General features: G+C 61.9%; 20 protein-coding genes and 1 pseudogene. 8 read left to right on the top strand and 13 right to left on the bottom strand.

All coding sequences use genetic code 11. The features are described from left to right. Positions 1-3: 3 nt before the first annotated feature. On the bottom strand, positions 4-1,968 hold the full coding sequence (locus WH299_RS18835; RefSeq protein WP_339550994.1) for a sigma-54 interaction domain-containing protein: 1,965 nt from the start codon (positions 1,966-1,968) through the stop codon (positions 4-6). Positions 1,969-2,152: 184 nt separating this feature from the next. Between WH299_RS18835 and WH299_RS18830 the strand changes: the two genes are divergently transcribed. Genes WH299_RS18830 through WH299_RS18820 form a run of 3 tightly spaced genes read left to right on the top strand, consistent with a single transcriptional unit; the run spans position 2,153 to position 4,879 of the window. After that, positions 2,153-3,157 (top strand): Gfo/Idh/MocA family oxidoreductase, encoded by a 1,005-nt coding sequence (locus tag WH299_RS18830; protein ID WP_078049081.1) that lies wholly within the window; start codon positions 2,153-2,155, stop codon positions 3,155-3,157. Then, positions 3,154-3,933, top strand: coding sequence for a TIM barrel protein (locus WH299_RS18825; RefSeq protein ID WP_339550992.1), 780 nt, complete (start codon positions 3,154-3,156; stop codon positions 3,931-3,933). The genes WH299_RS18830 and WH299_RS18825 overlap by 4 nt, the downstream gene beginning before the upstream one ends. A gap of 19 nt (positions 3,934-3,952) precedes the next feature. Next, complete coding sequence (locus WH299_RS18820) at positions 3,953-4,879, top strand: sugar ABC transporter substrate-binding protein (protein ID WP_123474102.1); 927 nt, start codon at positions 3,953-3,955, stop codon at positions 4,877-4,879. A 131-nt stretch (positions 4,880-5,010) separates the two neighbouring features. Here WH299_RS18820 and yghU read toward each other — a convergent pair whose 3' ends face one another. From yghU to WH299_RS18805, 3 genes and pseudogenes are all read right to left on the bottom strand, one after another. Continuing rightward, positions 5,011-5,844 carry a glutathione-dependent disulfide-bond oxidoreductase gene (gene yghU / locus WH299_RS18815; RefSeq protein ID WP_123474288.1) on the bottom strand — a complete coding sequence of 278 codons (834 nt, stop codon included), beginning with the start codon at positions 5,842-5,844 and terminating at the stop codon, positions 5,011-5,013. Positions 5,845-5,943: 99 nt separating this feature from the next. Further along, positions 5,944-6,093, bottom strand: a pseudogene (locus WH299_RS18810) (agmatine deiminase family protein); the annotation flags it as partial. A gap of 50 nt (positions 6,094-6,143) precedes the next feature. After that, positions 6,144-7,370 carry an MFS transporter gene (locus WH299_RS18805; RefSeq protein WP_028619732.1) on the bottom strand — a complete coding sequence of 409 codons (1,227 nt, stop codon included), beginning with the start codon at positions 7,368-7,370 and terminating at the stop codon, positions 6,144-6,146. A gap of 65 nt (positions 7,371-7,435) precedes the next feature. Here WH299_RS18805 and WH299_RS18800 point away from each other — a divergent pair, with 65 nt between their 5' ends. Beyond that, a complete protein-coding gene (locus WH299_RS18800; protein ID WP_236318357.1) occupies positions 7,436-8,434 on the top strand; it encodes an AraC family transcriptional regulator in 999 nt (332 codons plus the stop codon). A gap of 37 nt (positions 8,435-8,471) precedes the next feature. On the opposite strand, the gene WH299_RS18795 is transcribed toward WH299_RS18800, so the two are convergent. Genes WH299_RS18795 through WH299_RS18785 form a run of 3 tightly spaced genes read right to left on the bottom strand, consistent with a single transcriptional unit; the run spans position 8,472 to position 10,965 of the window. Further along, the gene (locus WH299_RS18795; protein ID WP_339550990.1) at positions 8,472-9,131 is read right to left on the bottom strand and encodes a class I SAM-dependent DNA methyltransferase; all 660 of its coding nucleotides are present in this window, start codon (positions 9,129-9,131) and stop codon (positions 8,472-8,474) included. A gap of 38 nt (positions 9,132-9,169) precedes the next feature. Continuing rightward, positions 9,170-9,991, bottom strand: a complete 822-nt coding sequence (locus WH299_RS18790) for a pyrroline-5-carboxylate reductase family protein (protein WP_161634138.1) — start codon at positions 9,989-9,991, stop codon at positions 9,170-9,172. Positions 9,992-10,026: 35 nt separating this feature from the next. Next, entirely contained in the window at positions 10,027-10,965 is a 939-nt protein-coding gene (locus WH299_RS18785; RefSeq protein ID WP_339550989.1) for a DMT family transporter, read from the bottom strand. A gap of 95 nt (positions 10,966-11,060) precedes the next feature. Here WH299_RS18785 and WH299_RS18780 point away from each other — a divergent pair, with 95 nt between their 5' ends. After that, positions 11,061-12,029 carry a LysR family transcriptional regulator gene (locus WH299_RS18780; RefSeq protein ID WP_028619727.1) on the top strand — a complete coding sequence of 323 codons (969 nt, stop codon included), beginning with the start codon at positions 11,061-11,063 and terminating at the stop codon, positions 12,027-12,029. Here WH299_RS18780 and WH299_RS18775 read toward each other — a convergent pair. Both WH299_RS18775 and WH299_RS18770 read right to left on the bottom strand, forming a co-directional pair. Then, the gene (locus WH299_RS18775; RefSeq protein ID WP_339550988.1) at positions 12,014-12,808 is read right to left on the bottom strand and encodes an SDR family oxidoreductase; all 795 of its coding nucleotides are present in this window, start codon (positions 12,806-12,808) and stop codon (positions 12,014-12,016) included. The two genes, WH299_RS18780 and WH299_RS18775, sit on opposite strands and share 16 nt — an antisense overlap. A 16-nt stretch (positions 12,809-12,824) precedes the next feature. Further along, positions 12,825-13,724 (bottom strand): LysR substrate-binding domain-containing protein, encoded by a 900-nt coding sequence (locus WH299_RS18770; RefSeq protein ID WP_122724500.1) that lies wholly within the window; start codon positions 13,722-13,724, stop codon positions 12,825-12,827. A gap of 144 nt (positions 13,725-13,868) precedes the next feature. Here WH299_RS18770 and WH299_RS18765 point away from each other — a divergent pair, with 144 nt between their 5' ends. From WH299_RS18765 to WH299_RS18755, 3 genes are all read left to right on the top strand, one after another. Continuing rightward, positions 13,869-14,255 (top strand): hypothetical protein, encoded by a 387-nt coding sequence (locus WH299_RS18765; protein ID WP_122724498.1) that lies wholly within the window; start codon positions 13,869-13,871, stop codon positions 14,253-14,255. A gap of 11 nt (positions 14,256-14,266) precedes the next feature. After that, positions 14,267-14,869, top strand: a complete 603-nt coding sequence (locus WH299_RS18760; protein ID WP_123474106.1) for a glutathione S-transferase — start codon at positions 14,267-14,269, stop codon at positions 14,867-14,869. Between the two features lie 69 nt (positions 14,870-14,938). Then, positions 14,939-15,613: a glutathione S-transferase family protein gene (locus WH299_RS18755; RefSeq protein ID WP_339550987.1), complete on the top strand. Its 675-nt coding sequence runs from the start codon at positions 14,939-14,941 to the stop codon at positions 15,611-15,613. Here the strand turns inward: WH299_RS18755 and WH299_RS18750 are convergent. The 4 genes from WH299_RS18750 to WH299_RS18735 all read right to left on the bottom strand — a co-directional run bounded on the left by WH299_RS18750 (position 15,610) and on the right by WH299_RS18735 (position 19,715). Beyond that, the gene (locus tag WH299_RS18750) at positions 15,610-16,098 is read right to left on the bottom strand and encodes a flavin reductase family protein (RefSeq protein WP_028619721.1); all 489 of its coding nucleotides are present in this window, start codon (positions 16,096-16,098) and stop codon (positions 15,610-15,612) included. The two genes, WH299_RS18755 and WH299_RS18750, sit on opposite strands and share 4 nt — an antisense overlap. A 16-nt stretch (positions 16,099-16,114) precedes the next feature. Next, positions 16,115-17,419: a 4-aminobutyrate--2-oxoglutarate transaminase gene (gene gabT / locus WH299_RS18745; RefSeq protein WP_122724489.1), complete on the bottom strand. Its 1,305-nt coding sequence runs from the start codon at positions 17,417-17,419 to the stop codon at positions 16,115-16,117. Between the two features lie 71 nt (positions 17,420-17,490). Beyond that, on the bottom strand, positions 17,491-19,179 hold the full coding sequence (locus WH299_RS18740) for an NAD(P)/FAD-dependent oxidoreductase (RefSeq protein ID WP_028619720.1): 1,689 nt from the start codon (positions 19,177-19,179) through the stop codon (positions 17,491-17,493). A gap of 26 nt (positions 19,180-19,205) precedes the next feature. Continuing rightward, positions 19,206-19,715, bottom strand: a complete 510-nt coding sequence (locus WH299_RS18735) for a hypothetical protein (RefSeq protein ID WP_339550986.1) — start codon at positions 19,713-19,715, stop codon at positions 19,206-19,208. Positions 19,716-19,732 lie beyond the last annotated feature (17 nt).

The following is a 19,732-nucleotide window of genomic DNA, read 5'->3' as shown; positions in this document are numbered from 1 at the left end:
CGCCTACAAAGGCTTGCGAAAATCCGCAATACTCAAGCCGAACCGACTCATCTTGTTGTACAGTCCACCCCGCGACACGTTGAGCTGCCGCGCAGCCAGACGGATGTTACCGCCGGTGCTGTTGAGCGCGGCGACGATGGCGTGCATTTCGTGGCTGCTAAGGTCCTGGGCGGGCGGCGCTTCGTGGGCGCGCAGCGGGGTGCGTTGGCGGCTTTCCAGCGGCAGATCCACCGGTTCGATCAGCTCTCCCATCGCCAGGTTGGTCGCCCGTTCGATGCTGTTTTCCAGCTCGCGCACGTTGCCCGGCCAGCCGTAGGCCGACAGCAGCGCCATCGCCTCCGGCGAAAAGCCCTGCACCGATTTACGCAACGAGCGCGCGCAGCGGGCGAGAAAATGCCGCGCCAGCAGCGCAATGTCTTCACGGCGCATGCGCAGCGGTGGCACGGTCAGGTTCAGCACGTTGAGGCGGTAGTAGAGGTCTTCACGAAACGCGCCTTCCGCGACCGCCTGGCTGAGGTTGCGGTGGGTGGCGGCGATGATGCGCACGTTCACTTGCCGTGAGCTTTTCGCGCCCACTCGGGTGATTTCACCCTCCTGCAACACCCGCAGCAGGCTGACCTGGGCATCGAAGGACATGTCGCCAATCTCATCGAGAAAGATGGTGCCGCCATCCGCCAGTTCGAACTTGCCCGCCGAGCCGCCACGGCTGGCACCGGTGAACGCGCCTTCGACGTGGCCGAACAGCTCGCTTTGCACCAGGTCTCGTGGAATCGCGCCGCAGTTGACCGCCACAAACGGGCCGTTGCAGCGCTCGCTGCCATTGTGGATGGCCTGGGCGAACAGCTCCTTGCCGGTGCCGCTTTCGCCAAGGATCAGGGTGGTGGAATCGCTGCGGCTGGCGATGCGCCCAAGGTGCAGCGCGTCCTGGATCGCTCGCGAGCTGCCCTGGATGGTGTCGAAGGTGTAGCTGGCCCGGGTGCCGATGATGCGTCGGGTGATTTCGCGAATGCGGCGGTTCTCGCGCAGTGACACGATCACACCGCCCTGCTCCAGCGGGCACACCGAGACCAGGCAGGCGAGTTGGCTGCGGTTGTGCAGGAAGAAGGTGCAGTCGAGGTCGCGTACCGGTGCGCCAAGGGCGTCACTCAGTTCGCTACGGCCCAGTTGCTGGAACGGCTGCCCGATCAGCTCCAGCCCGACGCCAAACAGCTGCCGGGCATAGCGGTTGAGCGCCTTGATGCAGCCGCGTTCGTCCAGCACCACCAGGCCTTCGTTGAGCACTTCGAGGACAGTCTGCTGTTCTTCCAACAGCCCTTGCAGGGCCATCTGCCGCGATACCGCGTCGGCTGCGGCCTGCACCGTGCCGAGGGTATGGAAGTGAAACCAGCCGGGCTCGGCGGTCAGCGTCAGCATCGCCACGGTCTGGCCCTGGGCATTCTTGATCGGCGCGGCGGCGCAATGCATACGGCGCTGGCGCAGGCCGATGCCGAAGTTCTCCTCAGCCAGCACGTACACCAGGTGATCCTCGGCCAGCGCCAGGCCGGTGCAGTTGGTGCCTTGCACCGATTCCAGCAGGCGACTGCCCACGGGGGTGATGTCCAGCCCACAGAAATACAGGGTAGTACCGTCGGCATCGGTGAGGTTGATATGGCCGCGCGGGTTGTAGGCCAGCAAGCCATGCATGACCTGCGCAGCCGCCTCGATCAGCACGCGGTGGGTGGCCTGGGTGGCGGCCAGCGTGTCGGCGGCAACGAAGCGGTACGTATTGTCGGCCGGGTCGATACCGGCCTGGACGCTGCGCCGCCAAGAATCCCAGATCACTTGGCGCACGTGCGTCGGGCGTTCGACCTGGCCGGCCAGGCAGTCGCGCCAGGCCTGTTCCAGTGCGGCAACCGGGCCATCATTCAGCGCGGCAGGCCCCAGGGCCGTGAGGTAGTCGAGGTCTTGCACGCTGAACGCCATGCTCATTGGGCGGTATCCATGTTCATGTTTTTGACATGTCAGTATAGGCATGTCATAAAAATGAACAATTTTTGTTTATAGATAATTATTAATCGTTATTTATCAACATGTTAAAAAATGGCACAAGCCTTGCTCTGACCCCTTTGCCATCAGGAGCGTCCTGAGGCCAATAACAACAAGGGGTTATTTCATGAGTACACAGAACATCCGCCTGGGCTTGATCGGTGCCGGCCGCATGGGCAGCTTCCACGGCCTGACCGCCGCGCGGCATATCCCCGGTGCCAGCCTGGCAGCGATTGCCGACCCGACGCCAGGCCAGGCCGCCCGCCTCGCCGCTGAACTGGGCGTGAGCAAGGTCTACACCGACCCGCAGCAGTTGCTCGACGACCCGGACATCGACGGCGTGCTGATCGCCGCCCCCGCCCGCAGCCACGCAGAGCTGGTGATCAGCGCCGCCCGCGCCGGCAAGGGCATCTTCTGCGAAAAACCCATGGCCATCACCCTCGATGAAGCCGACCGCGCTATCGCTGCTGCGGCCGATGCGCGAGTGCCGCTGCAAGTCGGGTTCAACCGGCGTTTCGCCAAGAGCTTTCGCACCGCGCACCTCGACGTCGCCGCTGGCCGCATCGGCACCCCGCAGTTGCTGCGCTCGCTGACCCGCGACCCGGCACTGAACAACCCGGCCAAGTCGCCGCAATGGGTGATCTTCCTGGAAACCCTGATCCACGACTTCGACACCCTGCGCTACCTCAACCCTGGCGCGGAGGCGGTGCAGGTCTACGTGATGGCCGACGCATTGATCGCGCCCGAATACAAAAGCAAAGGCTTCCTCGACACCGCCGTGGTCGCGATCCGCTTCGACAACGGCGCCATCGCCACCGCCGAGGCCAACTTCCAGGCTGTGTATGGCTACGACGTGCGCGGCGAAGTGTTCGGCAGCGCCGGCATGCTGAGCATGGGCAGCCTCAACGATTCCGACCTGGTGCGCTACCTGGCCCAGGGCATCCAGGCCGACACCCAGCGCCTGGACACCGACCTGTTGCGCGACGCCTATATCGCCGAGCTCAACCACTTCGTCGACTGCCTGCGCAGCGGCGCCAAGCCCCTGGCCAGCGGCGAAGACGCGCGTGCGGCATTGGCAATTGCCCGCGCCTGCATCGAGTCATTCGAAACCGGCAAGGCGGTGGCCGTATGAGCCCCTTCAAGCTGGCTGTCAGCGCGGAGATGGTGTTTCTCGACCTGCCCTTTGTCGAGCGCGTACAGCGCATTCATGCGCTGGGCTTCAGTGCCGAAATCTGGAACTGGACAGACAAGGACATCGCCGCCCTGGTCGCTACCGGCGCCGACTTCACCTCCATGACCGGCTACATCAGCGGCACCCTCACCGACCCCGGCGGTATCCGCCAACTGCTCGACAGCGCCCGCGAATCCTTAGGGGTCGCCGAACGACTGAATTGCCCCAGCCTCAACCTGCACGGCACCGGCCTGGGTGACGGCGGCCTGCCCGTACAACCGGTGAGCCAGACCACCGGACGCATGTGGCTGAGCGCATGCAAGACCCTGGAAAAAATCGCCCGCTTGGGGGAAGACACCGGCCGTGTGTTCCTGCTGGAAAACCTCAACACAGCAGTTGACCACCCTGGCACCCCCTTCGCCCGCGCCGACGATACCCTGGCGCTGATCGAGGCCGTGGGCAGCCCGTACCTGAAGATGAATTTGGACCTGTACCACGCGCAGATCGGCGAAGGAAATTTGATCGAACTGATCCAGCGCGCCGGCAGCGCCATCGGTGAAATCCAAGTGGCCGATGTACCAGGTCGCAAGGAGCCTGGCACCGGTGAAATCCACTACCCGGCCATTGCCAAAGCCTTGCACGCCATAGGCTACAGCGGCGTGGTCGGCCTGGAAGGCTGGGCCAGCGGCGACAGCGAGCTGGCCCTGGAGCGTTTCCGCCAGGCGTTCACCCTATAACAATAAAAGGATCACCCTTATGAATCGCTATTCGTTGTTTGCTGCCACCTTGTTGCTGCTGTTCAGCCAATGGACCTTCGCGGCTTATCGCATCGGCGTGAGCATTGCCCGGGTCGACGACAACTTCATGACCTACGTGCGCACCGGCCTGGAAGCGGCCGCCAAGCAGCAGGATGTGCAGATCCAGTTCGAAGACGCCCAGGGCGACGTGGTGCGCCAGCTTAATCAGGTCGAGGGCTTCCTCAACCAGAAGGTCGACGCGGTGATCGTACTGCCGGTGGACACCGCCGCCACCGCCAACATGACCCGTGCTGCCGTGGCGGCCAAGACGCCGCTGGTGTACGTCAACCGTCACCCGGACGAACGCACCCTGCCCAAGGGCGTGGTCACCGTGGCCTCCAACGACATCGAGGCCGGGCAGTTGCAGATGCGCTACCTGGCGGAAAAACTCGGCGGCAAGGGCAATGTGGCGATCATCATGGGCGACCTTGCGCAGAACGCCACCCATGACCGCACCGAGGGCGCCAAACAGGTGCTCAAGGACTTTCCCGGTATCAAGGTGGTCGAGCAGCAAAGCGCCGAATGGCAACGCAGCAAGGGCATGGACCTGACCAGCAACTGGCTGCTGGCGGGCACGCAGTTCGATGCCATCGTGGCCAACAACGATGAAATGGCGATTGGCGCGGCCATGGCTTTGCAGCAGGCGGGAAAAACCAAGGGTGAAGTGGCGATTGTGGGTATCGATGGCTTGCCCGATGGGCTGGCAGCGATCAAGCGGGGGTTGCTGACGGCGTCGGTATTCCAGGACCCGAAAGCCCAGGCGACCCAGGCAGTGCAGGCAGCGGTGCGGATGATCAAGGGCGAGGCAATTGAGCCGGATGTGTGGGTGCCGTTTGAACTGATCAAGCCGGAGCAGGTGGCGGTGTTTGAGCAGCGCTACAAGTAGAGTGAAATACACAAATCCAAATGTGGGAGCGGGCTTGCTCGCGATTGCGGTGGATCAGCCAATGAACCTGTTGACTGACACTGCGCATTCGCGAGCAAGCCCGCTCCCACATTTCTTACCGCGTCAGGCCTTTAGTCCAGGTCGCTGGCGTTATGCCGCTCGGCCAATTGCTCATGGGGCTCACCGGACACCCGATTCACCCGCCGGCCGCGCTGCACCGCCGGCCGCGCTTCGATCGCGTCTGCCCAGCGCAACACGTGCTTGTACTCATGCACCGACAGGAACTCCGCCGCGCCATACAAACGGCCTTTGACCAGCCCGCCATACCACGGCCAAATCGCAATATCGGCGATGGTGTACTCATCACCGGCGATGTATTCGCTTACTGCCAGGCGCTGGTCGAGCACGTCTAGCTGACGCTTGGTTTCCATGGCGAAGCGGTTGATCGCGTACTCCATCTTGCTCGGCGCATAGGCATAAAAATGCCCGAAACCACCGCCCAGATACGGCGCGCTGCCCATCTGCCAGAACAGCCACGACAGGCATTCGGCACGGGCCGCAGGCTCGGTGGGGAAGAACGCACCGAACTTCTCGGCCAGGTACTGCAGGATCGCCCCCGACTCGAATACGCGAATCGGCGTGGCGCCGCTGCGATCCAACAGCGCCGGGATCTTGGAGTTCGGATTCACCCCCACAAAGCCGCTGCCGAACTGGTCGCCGTCGCCGATCTTGATCAGCCAGGCGTCATATTCCGCACCGCTGTGACCCAACGCCAGCAACTCCTCCAGCAGGATCGTGACTTTCTGGCCATTAGGCGTGGCCAGGGAATACAGCTGCAGCGGGTGCTTGCCTACCGGCAGTTCCTTGTCATGGGTCGCGCCGGCAATCGGGCGGTTGATGCTGGCGAAGGTGCCGCCATTTTCGGTGTCCCAGGTCCACACTTTCGGGGGTACGTAATCGGTCATGCTGACGGCTCCAGAGGCGTTTGCGATCGGCGAAGCGCTCCAGACTAAACCAAAGGTTGATGGCTCGTCACACAGTGAATGCCACCGCCCCCCGCTGCAGTTGATCCAGCTGCTTTCGGTGATGATACCGGTGCCCAGGCCGTCAACCTCAATCCCGCCGCCCTCGCCCACCCGTCCGCTGCGGATAGGCCGGGCGCCGGTTTCCTCGGCGATCTGGGCCGCCAGCAGCGCATCCTCGTCGTGCTGCTTGTTGGGGATTGGTTTGGTCAGCCAGTTGCTGCCCCACCTGGACACCTAGCTCACAGGTGCAGCGCCACGCCCATGCCTGCCTCGGTGCGTGGCACCTGTACCCGCAGCGCAATCAACAAGGCAGCCAACAGCATCAGTACACCCGCGCCCAGAAACACCCCGCTGATGCCACTGAGACTGAACATCGCGCCTCCTCCGGCCGCGCCCGCTGCAATGGCGGACTGCACCGAAGCCACGACCATGCCACCGGCACTCTCAGCCTGGTCCGGCACGGCGCGGGCCACCCAGTTCGACCATGCCACGGGCACCCCGCCAAAGGCCATGCCCCACAGCGCCAGCAGCAACGCCTGGCCTGGGAGAGAGACTGGCAGCAACACCAGGGCCAGCGCCGCGACGCCCACTAATACCGGCATCAGTACCAAGGTGCCACGTGGATAACGCACCAGCATCCAACCGGCCAGCAGCGTGCCGACGAAGTTGGCTGCGCCGAACCCCAGCAGCATCAACGCCAACCCTTCTGTCCCCACCCCCGTGGTGCTTTCCAGAAAGGGTCGGATGTAGGTGAACAGCGCAAAGTGCCCGGTGTGAACCAGCACGCAGCCAAACATGCCGATGGCGATGCCTGGACGCAGCAGCACATCCAGTACCGTGCGCAAGCGTGCAGTCCCCGAGGGCGCCAGGCGGGGCAGCGTGAACAGTTGGAACGCCAGCGTCACTGCACCGACGGCGGCGGCGGCAACGAACGCACTGCGCCAGCCATACAGACCACCGAGGTAGCTGCCCAGCGGCACAGCGACCACCGTGCCCACCGCAATACCACTGAAGATGATCGACAGCGCGCGGGGCAGCAGCGCCGCTGGCACCAGGCGCATCGCCACGGCGGCGGCCATGCTCCAGAAACCGCCCAGGGCAACGCCCAGCAGGATACGCATCAGCAGTAATACCGCCAGGCTTGAAGAGAACGCCACCAACAGGTTTGACGCAATCATCAGCAGGGAGAAACCCAGTAGCACCACGCGTCGGTCGATCCCACGCGTGAGGCCGGGCACCAGCAGCCCGGCAAACAACGCCACCACTGCCGTCACCGTCACGGCTTGGCCGGCCAGCGCCTCGGACACTCCCAGGTCCATCGCCATTGGCGTCAACAAGCTTGCCGGCAGGTATTCCGCCGTCAACAAGCCGAATACCCCCATGGCCAGGGAAAACACCGCCATCCAGGCGGGCGCATCGGGCTCAACTTGGGCAGAGTGAGCGGCTTGGGCTACACAATCATTCATCACACGACATCCTCGGGAAATTAGCGCGACGGCCAGTCTAGGTTCGCCCATCCGGATGATCTATGATGCAGACCCTTGAGTTTTTGACCAAAACCCCGAACATGACAACAGTCGCCCCTTTCAATCAGTCCTCCGGCCTTATCGACGAGCTGCTGCGCGGCATGCGCCTGAGCGGGGTGCAGTACCGACGCATCCAGGCCGGACCGAGCTTCGGCATGGGCTTTGAGGCCAAACCCGGACACGCCTACTTCCACTTCCTGGCCGCAGGGACGGCCACCCTGCGAACCGACGACGGCGGCCTGTTTGAGTTATCGGCGGGCAATGCGGTGTTCATCTCCCACGGCGGCGCCCATGCGCTGTCCTCCGATGCGGACAGGCCTGTGCAGGACATCGATGGCTTTGGCGCGACCGCGTTGGGCGATACCGTCTGCGCCGTGGATGCGTCCCCCGATACGCCCCCCTGCACCTTGCTGTTCAGCGCCTGCATGGCGTTCGAACTCGGCAGTCTCCAGGGGCTCGGCAGTCTGATGCCGGCCTTGATGCTGATCGATGCCCAGGGCCAGCGGTACCCCGGCCTGATGCCGATCCTGGCGGTGATGGAGCGTGAAGTGTCTGCTGCCCGCATCGGCTACTCCGGCATCCTCGCGCGCCTGGCCGATGTGGTCGCCGCCATGATCGTGCGGGGCTGGGTGGAATGTGCCTGCGGTAATGCATCAGGATTGGTGGCGGCGCTGCGCGACACGCGACTGGCCGGTGCCCTGCTCGTCCTGCATCAGGACCCGGGTCGCGATTGGAGCGTGGCCGAATTGGCGGCGCATTGTCATGCTTCCCGTTCGGTGTTCGCCGAGCGCTTCCAGGCCACCCTGGGCATCCCGCCCCTGCGCTACGTGACGGAGTTGCGCATGCGCCTGGCCAGCCAATGGCTGACCCTGGAGCGATTGCCTATCGAAGAAGTGGCGCTGCGCCTGGGCTATACCTCCCAGGCAGCGTTCAGTCGTGCGTTCAAGCGTATTACCGGCCATCCGCCTGGGGCCAGCCGCCAGCGCAGCCGGAGCCCGGCATGAACGAGCGCCTCGAAGACATCCTGGCCGACGCCGGCGTTCAGGTGGTTTTTTCGAGGACCCAATAATCGGCGGTGTCGACGTTGATATAGTTACCGCGCTCGATACGCATGACCACACGCACCTTGCCGTCCTCGGCCAAACGCTCGACGTACTCGACAAAAGGTTCATGGTCCAGGTAACTCTGGCGCGTACTGACAATCAGGTAGCCAGGACTGCGCGCGACACGCAGCAGTTCGTCCAGTGCGGTGACGGTCACATGTCCGTCGATGAACACGCCGCAACAGACCACCAGGTCATAGCGATCATCCGCGATGGCAGGGTTGCGCACGTTCAAGTCGACATCAGCCGTAAGCTGACTGTATGCGTTGGTCTTGCGTGCCTGCTCGACCATGCCGGCGGACAGGTCGACGCCATCGATCTCGCCGTAGCCGATCCCGGCCAGTTGCTCTCCCACCAACCCGGTACCACACCCGGCATCGAGAATCCGCGCACTGTGTGGCCGCCCCGATTTGACCAACGCGTGGGCCACCACATCCAGCAATTTTGCACAAACCCAGTGACCGACATACTTCTCACCAAAAGCGGTGTCTACGTAGCCTTGCGCCCATTCATCGTAGAAGGCCCGCAGCACCTCCTTTTCACCATTGAGCCGGTGGGATGCGGTCACCAATGCACTTTCCTCTGCCGTGTGTTTCATTGTCGATCCTCGATTGATCTCACGTGGGGAAATAAGCCTCAGCCCGCAAGCCGTTGGCTGCGCGCAATACCGGCGCGGAAACAGTCGGACAACGTCAAGCCTTCGCCTACGGCGTCCAGCAATGCTTCCGTCACGCCACCTGGCGTGGTGGCGCTGTGCAGGTAGTCGCGCCGGGCACGGTCATCCAGCCCCCGGGGCCTTACGGCGTTGGCCCACGCAATCACCTTGCCCCAGGGCGGCAGGTTGCACGCTGTGGCGCCCCTGGCAATGGCTTCCTGGGACACCTTGACGGCCAGGCTCTCGCAGTAGGTCAAAACAATCGGCAGGCAGGGGCCATAGACGGTAAAGGCGTCGAATTCAGCTTCCGATGGCAGGTTGATCAGTTCGATTCCCAGCCGGCGCAGCAACCCATCAACCAGGGCCGAATCGGCGCCATAACGCGCGCCGATGGCACAGGCGCCAGCAATCGTATCCGGTGCGCTGACCATGACACGGACGATCTGGGGAGGCGGCTGGAACAGGGACTTGATGCGCTCAACCGGCAAACCAGCGATAAACGAGACCAGCACAGTGCCGCTCTTGAGCTGCAGCCCGCTCAACGCCCGGTAGTCCTGAGGCCTTACGGTCAGCAGGATCAACTGCGACTCATCGACGACTCGCCGGTTGTCGGCATATCGGTCTTCCAGCCCGGCCTTCTTGAGCCTGCCCCGCGCAGCGCTGGAATGCCGATTGCTGAGCAACAGGTTGGCCCTGGGTAAGCCGGCGGCAATCAGCCCTTGGGCCAGGGCGACCCCCAAGTGGCCCGAGCCGACAATGCCGATGCGGGTGGACAACACTGTCTTGCAGTCATTCATATCCATAGCGACTTGACCCTTGACCGTTGGAAACAGCGGCATCACGCCTCGGATACCAGGCGCGAAGTCGCTCCTGCGCGGCGCACGCTCAGGACCTCCAGCACGCTCACACCCAGGATGCCAATCAGGACCAGCAGGGCTCCGCACACGAACCACAGGTCCAACGCATCGTTGAGGACCACCACCCCCAGTGCCACGCCTGCCACCGGCGTCAACAGCTGCAGCACGGACAGGCGTGACGCAAGGTATTTGGTCAGCAGCCAATACCAGCCCAGGAAGGTCCCCAGGACCAGAACCAGGGTCTGGAAGGTCAGGTTCGCGACCACCGCACCGTCGATTTCAAAGGTGGAGTGGCCCATGAAAAAGGTCAGCGGAAAGATCAACAGCGTCGCGATACTCACCTGGTAAAACAGGGTTTTCTCCGGTCGCGCACTGGCGAGCGTCGACGTACGCACTGCAATGGTGGTGGCCCCCCAGGCGGCTCCGGACAGCAGCCCGAGCCCATCCCCCAGCAGCGTGTTGCCTTGGGCACCGTCGCCCCGCCCCATGAAGGTAATGACGATGCCAAGGAACGCCAGCACCACAAAACACCATTGGCTGCCACTGAGACGTTCCTCCTCGCGCAGGAAATGCAGGCCGAAACTCGCAAACAAGGGGCCGGTGTACAGAAACACGGTGATATGACTGGCACTGCTGTAGCGCAAGCCTTCAGCGATGAAGATCGATTCCAGGGCTACCAGGATTCCGACCACGATACCCGCGCCGACGGTGTTATCGCTGAACATCCCGGCACCCTGGCGATACCACAGGTAACCCCCCAGGATCAGCGCGGAAATGGCATATCGAATTGTCAATTGCATCAGCGGATCGAGCTGCGGCGCGGCCAGTTTGATCAATACCTGCTGCCCTCCCCATAACAGGCACAGGACCATCATCGTGGACACGGAAAAGACATCGAGGGATTTGCGTGTGTCGAGCATCGTCATAGACCTTGAGCCACGGCATTGAAAAACATAGGTTCAAGGCTATGCGCATCACCTCTGGCAAGTAATCGATTTTTTGCTAAGGTGCTTGCATGAAACTCAACCTGGAAAAACCTCACCGCCTCCCTTCCCTCAGCGCCTTGCGTGCGTTCGAAGCCGCCTCACGCTGCCGCACGCTCACCGAAGCCGCCCAAGAGTTGTGCGTGACCGTGGGCGCAGTGAGCCGGCAGATCCGCCAATTGGAGGATGACCTGGGGCTGAGCCTCTTTCATCGCACCGCTAACGGCGTAACCCTCAATGAGTCGGGGCAGCGCCTGGCCCGTGACGTGTCCAAGGCCTTCTCGCTGCTGCTCAAGGCCACTCAGGACATGCGCCCGCAGACCGGTGCCAGCATCGTGTTGACTTGCACGGTATCCATCACCAGTCACTGGTTGAGCAAGCGGTTGCCGGCCATCACCGCGTATGCTGGCGGTAACCTTGCATTGACGATCGACCCGAGTTCCGAAGTGCGCAACCTCGACCATGGCGATGCCGATCTGGCGATTCGCTACTGCCCGCGCGAACTTGTGTTGAGCCATTCGGCGTTGCTGCTGCAGGACCGCTACTTCCCCGTTTGCAGCCCTGCCTACCTGAACAGCCTTGGGCCTGTCGACGAACCGCTGGACCTGGTGGGTGCGCGGCTGGTCCAGTCACCCTGGTACCACGACGATCGCTTGGGCAATGCCACTTGGGACGACTGGTTCACGGCGATTGCCAAGTGCGATACGCAGACGACGGCAGCGCTTTCCTTCAGCGGTGTGGGCTATGCCATGCATGAAGTGGCGCAGAACGGCGGGGTAATGATCGGCAGTTCTGCGCTGCTGCAAGACGAATTGGCCGACGGGCGCCTGGTAGCCGTGTTCGGCGACCGCCATCAACTCACCTCCCCCTACGAATACAGGCTGGTCTGGACGCAATCGGCACACCAGTCGCATGATCAGCAGTACCTGATCAATGGCCTGCTGCGCGCCGCCGGACAACCTTCGGCCTTTGCGCCGGGTAGGGTCTACGCCCCGGGATAGGCCCCACCGTCCATATTGATGACCGCCCCCGACAAATAGGATGCTCTTGGACTAGCCAGGAACAACGCCAGATCGGCCACTTCCCCCGCGCGGGCAAACCTGCCCATCGGGATCGATGCCTGCTGTCGCGCCAGGGTCTGCTCAAGGCTTTCGCCGCTGCGTTGCGCCATACGTTCCAGGGTCGCCTGGGTACGGGGCGTCAGGGTAAACCCAGGGTTGATCACGTTGATACGGATGCCTTGGCAGCCATAAGCCTGCGCCAACCCCTGTGACGTGAGGATCAACGCTGCATTGGCTGCACCGCCGGCGACATGCTCGGGCATTGCCACCCGGCCACCGATGCCGACGATATTGACCACCGCCCGCAGCGACGGCTGCGCCTGGCCAAGAAAATGGGCAAGCACCGCATGCTGGGTGTTGATGTAAGGGCAGAACTTGGCGCTGAACGCCTCCAAGTAATGGGCCGGAGTAAGTTGACTCACCGGGTGTCTCGCAGCGGCACCGGCACTGTTGACCAGCACGTTGATGGCGCCATGGCGCGCGCTGATTGCGTCAATGACCGCTTGAGCCTGATCGGCGTCTGACAGGTCGCCGGCAAAAGGATGCACCTGCAGGCCCGCTTCCTCGCACACGCGTTGCGCCTGCTCAAGCCGCTGATGTGACCTCGAAACAATTGCCACCCGCGCGCCTTCGGCGGCGAAAGCCTGGGCGCAGGCCAGGCCAATGCCTGAGCTACCGCCCGCGACCACTACCAGGCGTTGTTGCAAAAACAGATCCATTCGGGCGGGGCCTCCTTCAGGCGTTTTTTCTCAGTTGGTCAAGATAACGCTCCACTTCCCCGGACAGCCAATGGGAGAATTCGCGCTGCTTGTCTTCCGAACTTTCCCTGGGTGGCCACACCAGCCAATACGGATAGGCATAGGGCGCACTCACATCGCACAACTGGACCAGCTCTCCGCGCTCGATAGCGTCATGTACCAGACTGCGCCGCTCCAGCGTGATGCCCTGCCCCAGGCGAACCGCCTCCAAGACCAGATTGGAGTCGTTGCTGCACAACCCCTTGCGTTCTTTGCCCATTTCAACGCCCGCGGCCTCGCACCAGGGCAACCATGATTCAGTGTTGTAGATGATCTCGCTGTCGATGACCTCTTGCGGTGTTTGCGGCAGGCGCCCGCTATTGAAGTGGGGGGCGGCGACGACGACGACTTCATCGTGGAACAACAGCTTCTGCTCGACCCCTTCCCAATCCCCCTTGCCCATACGGATACCGATATCCACCGATTCCTGATGCAAGTTGGAGATGGTCAGGCTGGCTTGCAGACGAATGCTGATATGAGGGTAAAGCTGCTGAAAACGTGGTAGGCGCGGTAACAGCCAGGACCGGCCAAACGACGGCAATACCGCCACCACCAACTCCCCCATCTTGGGCTGTGCCTGGATCAATCGCGTGGCCTCGGCGATATCGCCCAAGGCTTTGCGGATCTGCAACGCGTACAGCCGCCCATCCTCGCTGACACGCAAGCCCCGCCCTTCACGCACGAACAGGGTCAAGCCGACAATCTCTTCCAGCACCTTGATCTGCTGGCTGATGGCTGAATGGGTAACGTGCAATTCCTTGGCTGCCAGGGTGACGCTCCCCAACCTGGAAGTGGCTTCAAAACTGCGCAGGCAGGTCAACGGGGGGAATGCACTCATGTAAGCTAAACTAACCTATTGTGGTAAAAATTATCGATACTTTGAGGGCTATACTCAGGATAAAGTAACCTCAAATTAACAATCCTGCCAGATGCAGGCGTCTTTTCGTTCCACCGTCACCTCGCGAACCGCGGAGCGTCTTCGATGAAAACCACGATCATGGAACAGAGCGTCTCGACCGCCCGAATCACTCAGGCTCCGCAGGTGTTGCTGGCGAAAATGGCCTTGGGCCGACATTCCGTGAAATGGCTGGTGACCAAGGATCAACTACTCTCTTTCTGGTTGGAACAGCAAGCCTATGTCGTCGCGCTGAAAGGGCGTCATTGGATGACGTCCCAAGGTACCGATGTCTGCCTGGAACCCGGGGATTTCACCTGTCTTGCGCCGGGCCTGATTCTGCTGGAGGGCGACGGGGAAATCGCGCTGTTCCTGGCCGCCGACGAGGCCAGTCCTCGCGTGCGCGGGTTGCTTCTGGATCTCTACAAATACCTCAAGCATCCCCACTGCACTTTGAAAATTACCCTGACGTAAATGGAGGCTTCATGAAACTGGTTGGCATGCTGGACTCGCCCTACGTGCGCCGCGTCGCAATCTCCCTGGACCTGTATGGCGTCGACTTTGAGCATCAGCCGCTCTCGGTATTCAGCACCTACGAGCAATTTGCCCAAATCAATCCGGTCGTCAAGGCGCCCTCCCTGGTGCTGGACGATTCAACCGTGTTGATGGACTCAAGCCTGATCCTCGAATACTTCGAAGCGCTGGCGCCGGCCGACAGGAAGCTTTTGCCCGATCGCGCCAGCGAGCGCGCCCAGGACCTGCAATTGATCGGGCTCGCACTGGCCGCCTGTGAAAAAACCGTACAGATTGTGTACGAGCATAATCTGCGCCCCGCCGAAAAGCTCCACGAGCCCTGGCTTGACCGGGTAACCGGCCAATTGCTGGCAGCCTACTCGACCCTGGAAAAACGCCTGGCCCACGCGTCCGACGAAACGCTGACTCAAGGCGCCATTACCGCTGCGGTGGCGTGGTCGTTCAGCCAGTTCACGGTCGCCTCAGTGGTCAACGCCGAGTCCTTCCCGTATCTGCAGCGTCACGCCAAGCGCCTGGAGGAACTCCCGGCCTTCAAGCGATACCCCATCCAATAAACCGGCTCAAACGCCACGCGAGCCGGTCCCCACCGGCTCCTCGCCCTGCGCCCACATGAACGCCCCCCTATGTACACCGTATTTTTTTCACCTACCGCCAACGGTTATAAAATCCTGCTGATGCTTGAGGCCCTGGCGGTCAATTACGACATCTGCCACATCAACCTCGCCCGCGATGAGCAGCACCTTCCCGCGTATCTGCAGCTGAACCCGCACGCGAAGATTCCGGTGCTGCTCGACCACGATACCCAGCAAGTGGTGGTGGAGTCGGCGGCGGTGCTGCTCTACCTGGCGGACAAGCACGCCCGTTTTCGCGGGACGTCGCCCGAGCAGCGCTGGCAGGTGGTGCAATGGCTGATCTGGCAAGTCAGCAGCCTGGGACCGATGGCCGGCCAGAATTATCACTTCCACCATCAGGCTTCCCAACCCGAGGCATACTCGGCCAACCGCTATCTGAACCAGACCCGCACGCTGTTCCAGGTCTTCGAGCAAGCCATCGCCGGGCGCGCGTTTATCTGCGGCGAATTTTCCATCGCCGACATGGCGATTTATCCCTGGCTGCGGCTGCACAAGGTGCTGCACATCAGCCTGGACGCGCTACCTCACACCGTGCAGTACCTGCAGCACATGGCCCAGCGGGACGATGTTCGACGCGCCTATGATGCAGGCGCGCCGTATCATGAGCGCACGCACGGCGACGTCGACAAGCTTATGGCCATTGCCGATCGCCGCGCGACGGGCTAGACCGCCGTGGCGTACTTGCCTGCATGAAAGATCAGCGGGTTGCCTTCATTGAGTGTGAAGCTGATGACTTCACCGATGAAAATCCAATGATCGCCACCGTCGAACTCATTGCGCTTGATGCATTCGAACTGAGCAATCGCGCCATCGATCAACGGCAGTTGGTTTTCGCTGATTGCGTAGGGCACCTGGCTGAACTTGTCAGCGGTCGGCGTGGCAAAACGGTCGCTCAGCAGTTGTTGCTCATGGGCCAGTACATTGATCGCGAAGCCATCCGCCGCCTGGAATGCACGGGCGGTGTAAGATTCCTTGCGCAGGCTCCACAAGACCAGGGCCGGCTCCAATGACACCGAATTGAAGCTGCTGACCGTCAGCCCGGCAGGCGCGCCTCGATCATCCAGGGTTGTGACAACGGTGACCCCCGTGGCGTACTTGCCGTAGGCGTTACGCAACGCGCGCGTGTCCATCTGTTTTTCAAGCGTCTGCATGTCCCTGTCCACCTTTTCAGAGTTGGCCAACCACGGTGTGGTTGTCGATTGTCGTCAAGCATGCCGCCAGTATCTCCAGACCTTCGAGCAACACGGGCCGGGGAATGGTCAGTGGCATGAGAAAACGGATGACATTGCCGTATTGCCCGCACGCCAGCAGGAGCAAGCCTCGCTCGCGCGCACATTGGATCAGTTGCCGGGCCAGGCGCGCAGAAGGTACACGGTGCGCCGCATCGTCAAACAGCTCCAGGGCAACCATCGCCCCCAGGCCGCGGATACGGCAATGGATACCAAGGGCGCCGGTGATTTCCTTGAGGTTGTCGCGCAGATCCTCGCCCAGTTCGCGGGCGACGTTGAGCAACCCTTGCTCATCGAATACCCGCAGGACGGCCAATGCAGCCGAGCAGGCCAGCGGGTTCCCGGCGTAGGTGCCACCGAGGCCGCCGGGCAGGGGCGCGTCCATGATTTCAGCCTTGCCGGTCACGCCGGATAACGGCAGCCCGCCGGCAATCGACTTGCCGAACACAATCAAGTCGGCATGGACGCCCATTTGCTCCATCGCGAAAAAACTGCCGGTACGCCCCGCGCCACACTGTATTTCATCCGCGACCAGCACAATGCCATGCTGGTCGCACAAGGCGCGTAGCGCCACCATGAACGCCACAGGAGCTGCGACAAACCCCCCTTCACCCTGGACCGGCTCAATAACGATGGCAGCGATATCTTCCGGTGCAGCGTCGCTGCTGAAGATCCGGTAAATGCTGTTCATCGCCTCGACCACCGAAACGCCGGCGTCCGCATCCGGGAACATCGCCCGATAGACACCACCGGGCATCAGTCCCATGCCCTGGGCATAGGGGTTGACCTTGGCGGTCATCGCCAGGGTCATCAGCGTTCGGCCGTGATAGGCGCCGGTGAACACAATCACACCCGTGCGACCTGTGTGTACGCGGGCGATTTTCAATGCACTTTCTACCGCCTCAGAGCCCGTGGTCAGCAGCAGCGTCTTCTTGGCAAAATCGCCCGGCACCCTCGCGTTGATCGCTTCACAGACCGCGATATAGCTCTCATAGGGCACCGCCGCAAAACACGTATGGGAAAACTGCTGCAATTGCGCCTGCACCGCGTCAACCACCTGCGGGTGCAGGTGACCGGTATTGAGCGCTGCAATCCCGCCGCAGAAATCCACGTAGCGCCGCCCTTCGACATCCCATAGCAGCGCATTGTCGGCACGCTCCACGTACACGGCATGGGCCTGGTTGACGCCCCGGGCGACTGCCTGGGTGCGTCGCTGCGCCAATGCCTGGGTTGTATCTTGCATACCCTTGCCCTCTCGTAGACGACAGTCAAAGCGACTCCAGCCTTCACCGGAGCCGCACGCAGTGGGGGAACTCAGCGGGCCCGATAGGCTTGCAGCGCTGCATCGGCCTCGGCAGCCAGCTGCAGGCGGTCGCCGTAACGGTAGCTGTCGAGGAAGTCGAACTTGACCGGTGCATTGCCGCGGTCAAACCGTGCCTTGAGCCCGCCCGGTGCGTCATTGGCCCACTTGAGCAACGAATCGGCAAACTCCTGGCTCGCGCGGGAGATGAAGCGGTTGGAGAAATCGGCGAAATCGATCGGCAAATGCTCGCGCTGCTCTTCGAACAAGCGCTGCAATACCTCGATGGTCTGCGCTTCGCTCTGCTGGCCGGCACGGTAGGCTTCCATGGCGGTGCAAGCGGCCTCAAACAGCGCTTCGTAATACGGGCTCTCGATCGACAGGTGCCCGGCATAGGTTGCCGTCTCGAACGCCTGTTCCAACGCCTCGTTATCGCCGGTCTTGAGGTAGTCGGAGAGAATCTTGCGAAACCGCAGCACGCCAATGTAACTGCCACTGATCCACACCCTGAACCACGCATTCCAGAGTGGGAAGCTGTCGAACGCGGTAAAGGAGTTGGCCACCAGGCGGTCGTTCACTTTCACCACTTCCAGGCTGTAATCCTGATAAGAGAGAAAGTCTTCTTTGCGCCAGACGTCAGTCTGGACCGCCTTGAGGATCTTCGGTGCCACCCGCGCAATCGACTCGAAGGTATTGACCAGGCCACGAGAAAACAAGGGGTCGACAAAACCCACTGCATGCCCAAGCAAGCAATAACGGTCCCCTACGCTTTCGCGGCTGGTGTAGTTGAGTCGCGGGGCTACGGTCCATTCGCGCACCCTGGCCGCGCCCTCGAAATGCCGGGCAACGGAAGGGTGATCGTCAAGAAACTGCTTGAACTCCACCTCTGGATCACCCGCAGGACCATGCTCGTCGATATCCAACTGCAGCCCGATACTGCATAGCGGGTTGGTGGAGTGAGGATGATTGTTGAACGGGATGATCCACAGCCACCCGCCCTTGAACATATGGTGCAACGTGCTTTGCGCCAGGGGTGTAGGCGAACCGGAAGCCTGGGTCGACGCGATGACCTCTTCGTAGAGCTTTACCCCGGTCATGTGCGTGAAGATCGACCGGGTACGCGCCTGCATTTCCCGGGCGCCCTGGCGTAGCTGGTACTTGTCGGCGATGGGCGAACGGTAACCCGCCGCGTCTACCACGTAGCGTGCGCTGAGCTGTTCGCGGCCCAGGTTCAGGATCATGCCGTCGGCGGTTTCTTCAATATCCTGAATCCGCGCTTGTTGCTTGATGGTCGCGCCGAGCCTGGCGGCCAGGGCCAGGTAATAGGCGTCCACATCCTGTCGGAACAGATGGGCCTCGGGGGCGATAACCGGAGTGGACACCACATCCAGCGGGTTATGTTCCTGGTGTTTGCCGTTCCAGGCAAAACTGAACGCCAACTTGATCCCGGCCGATGAGGAACCCACATGCTTGATCAGCGAATTGAGTTCGCCGGGGTAGGCCAACTCCGGTATGGCGTAACGGTTGGCCAGGATTTTCAACAGCACAGCGCTCTCGGGCACCATCGATTCGCCCACTGCAAAACGCGGATGGGTGCCAGCGTCGATGATGACCACGCTCACACCTTCCTTGGCCAGGATAGCGCCCAACATGGTTCCGGCAATGCCACTGCCAATGATGGCTACGTCGTAAGTGTTTTCCATGACAACCTCGATCGGTGGGTATTGATTCAGTGAAAGTGCGCACTTGCGCGCTGTAGGAGTTCGGTGCTGACGTGAAGCACCTCGACGCTGTCGGTCTGGGCCTCGACCAGAAACAGATAGTCGGCCTGGCCCGTGGCTAGCCAATAGTCGGCCAAGCCTCGGGCAATGGCTTGAACGTCACGTCCAGGCATGGTCAGGACCAGCGTCGGTCCCTGGAAGCCATAGCGTGTGCAACAGATGGAGGTCGCCGCTCCGGCATTGGCGTTGATAAAGTCCGAGGGCGAAACACGGTCCTTGCTGGCCAGGCCTTCGACGATCCTGCCGGTAGTGGTCTTGGGGTAAGCGTTGCCGTAATAAATGAACCCGACCTGAGCACGCACCGGGTCGAGGCGTTCGTGGTATTTGAGGTACAACTCGCTGACGCTGGACAGCACGCTGTAGACCGACGGGTCAGCGCTTTTGAGGCCTTTGCGCAAGCCTTCATCAAGGTCGTTGTAGGTGAAGTTGCTGGCATGAGCACGATCCAGGATTTTCATGAGACCCTCCTTGAAGT

It is taken from the genome of Pseudomonas sp. MYb541, from assembly GCF_037479595.1.
GTDB classification, from domain to species: Bacteria; Pseudomonadota; Gammaproteobacteria; order Pseudomonadales; family Pseudomonadaceae; genus Aquipseudomonas; species Aquipseudomonas canadensis.
This window is presented reverse-complemented; position numbering and strand designations above follow the sequence as displayed.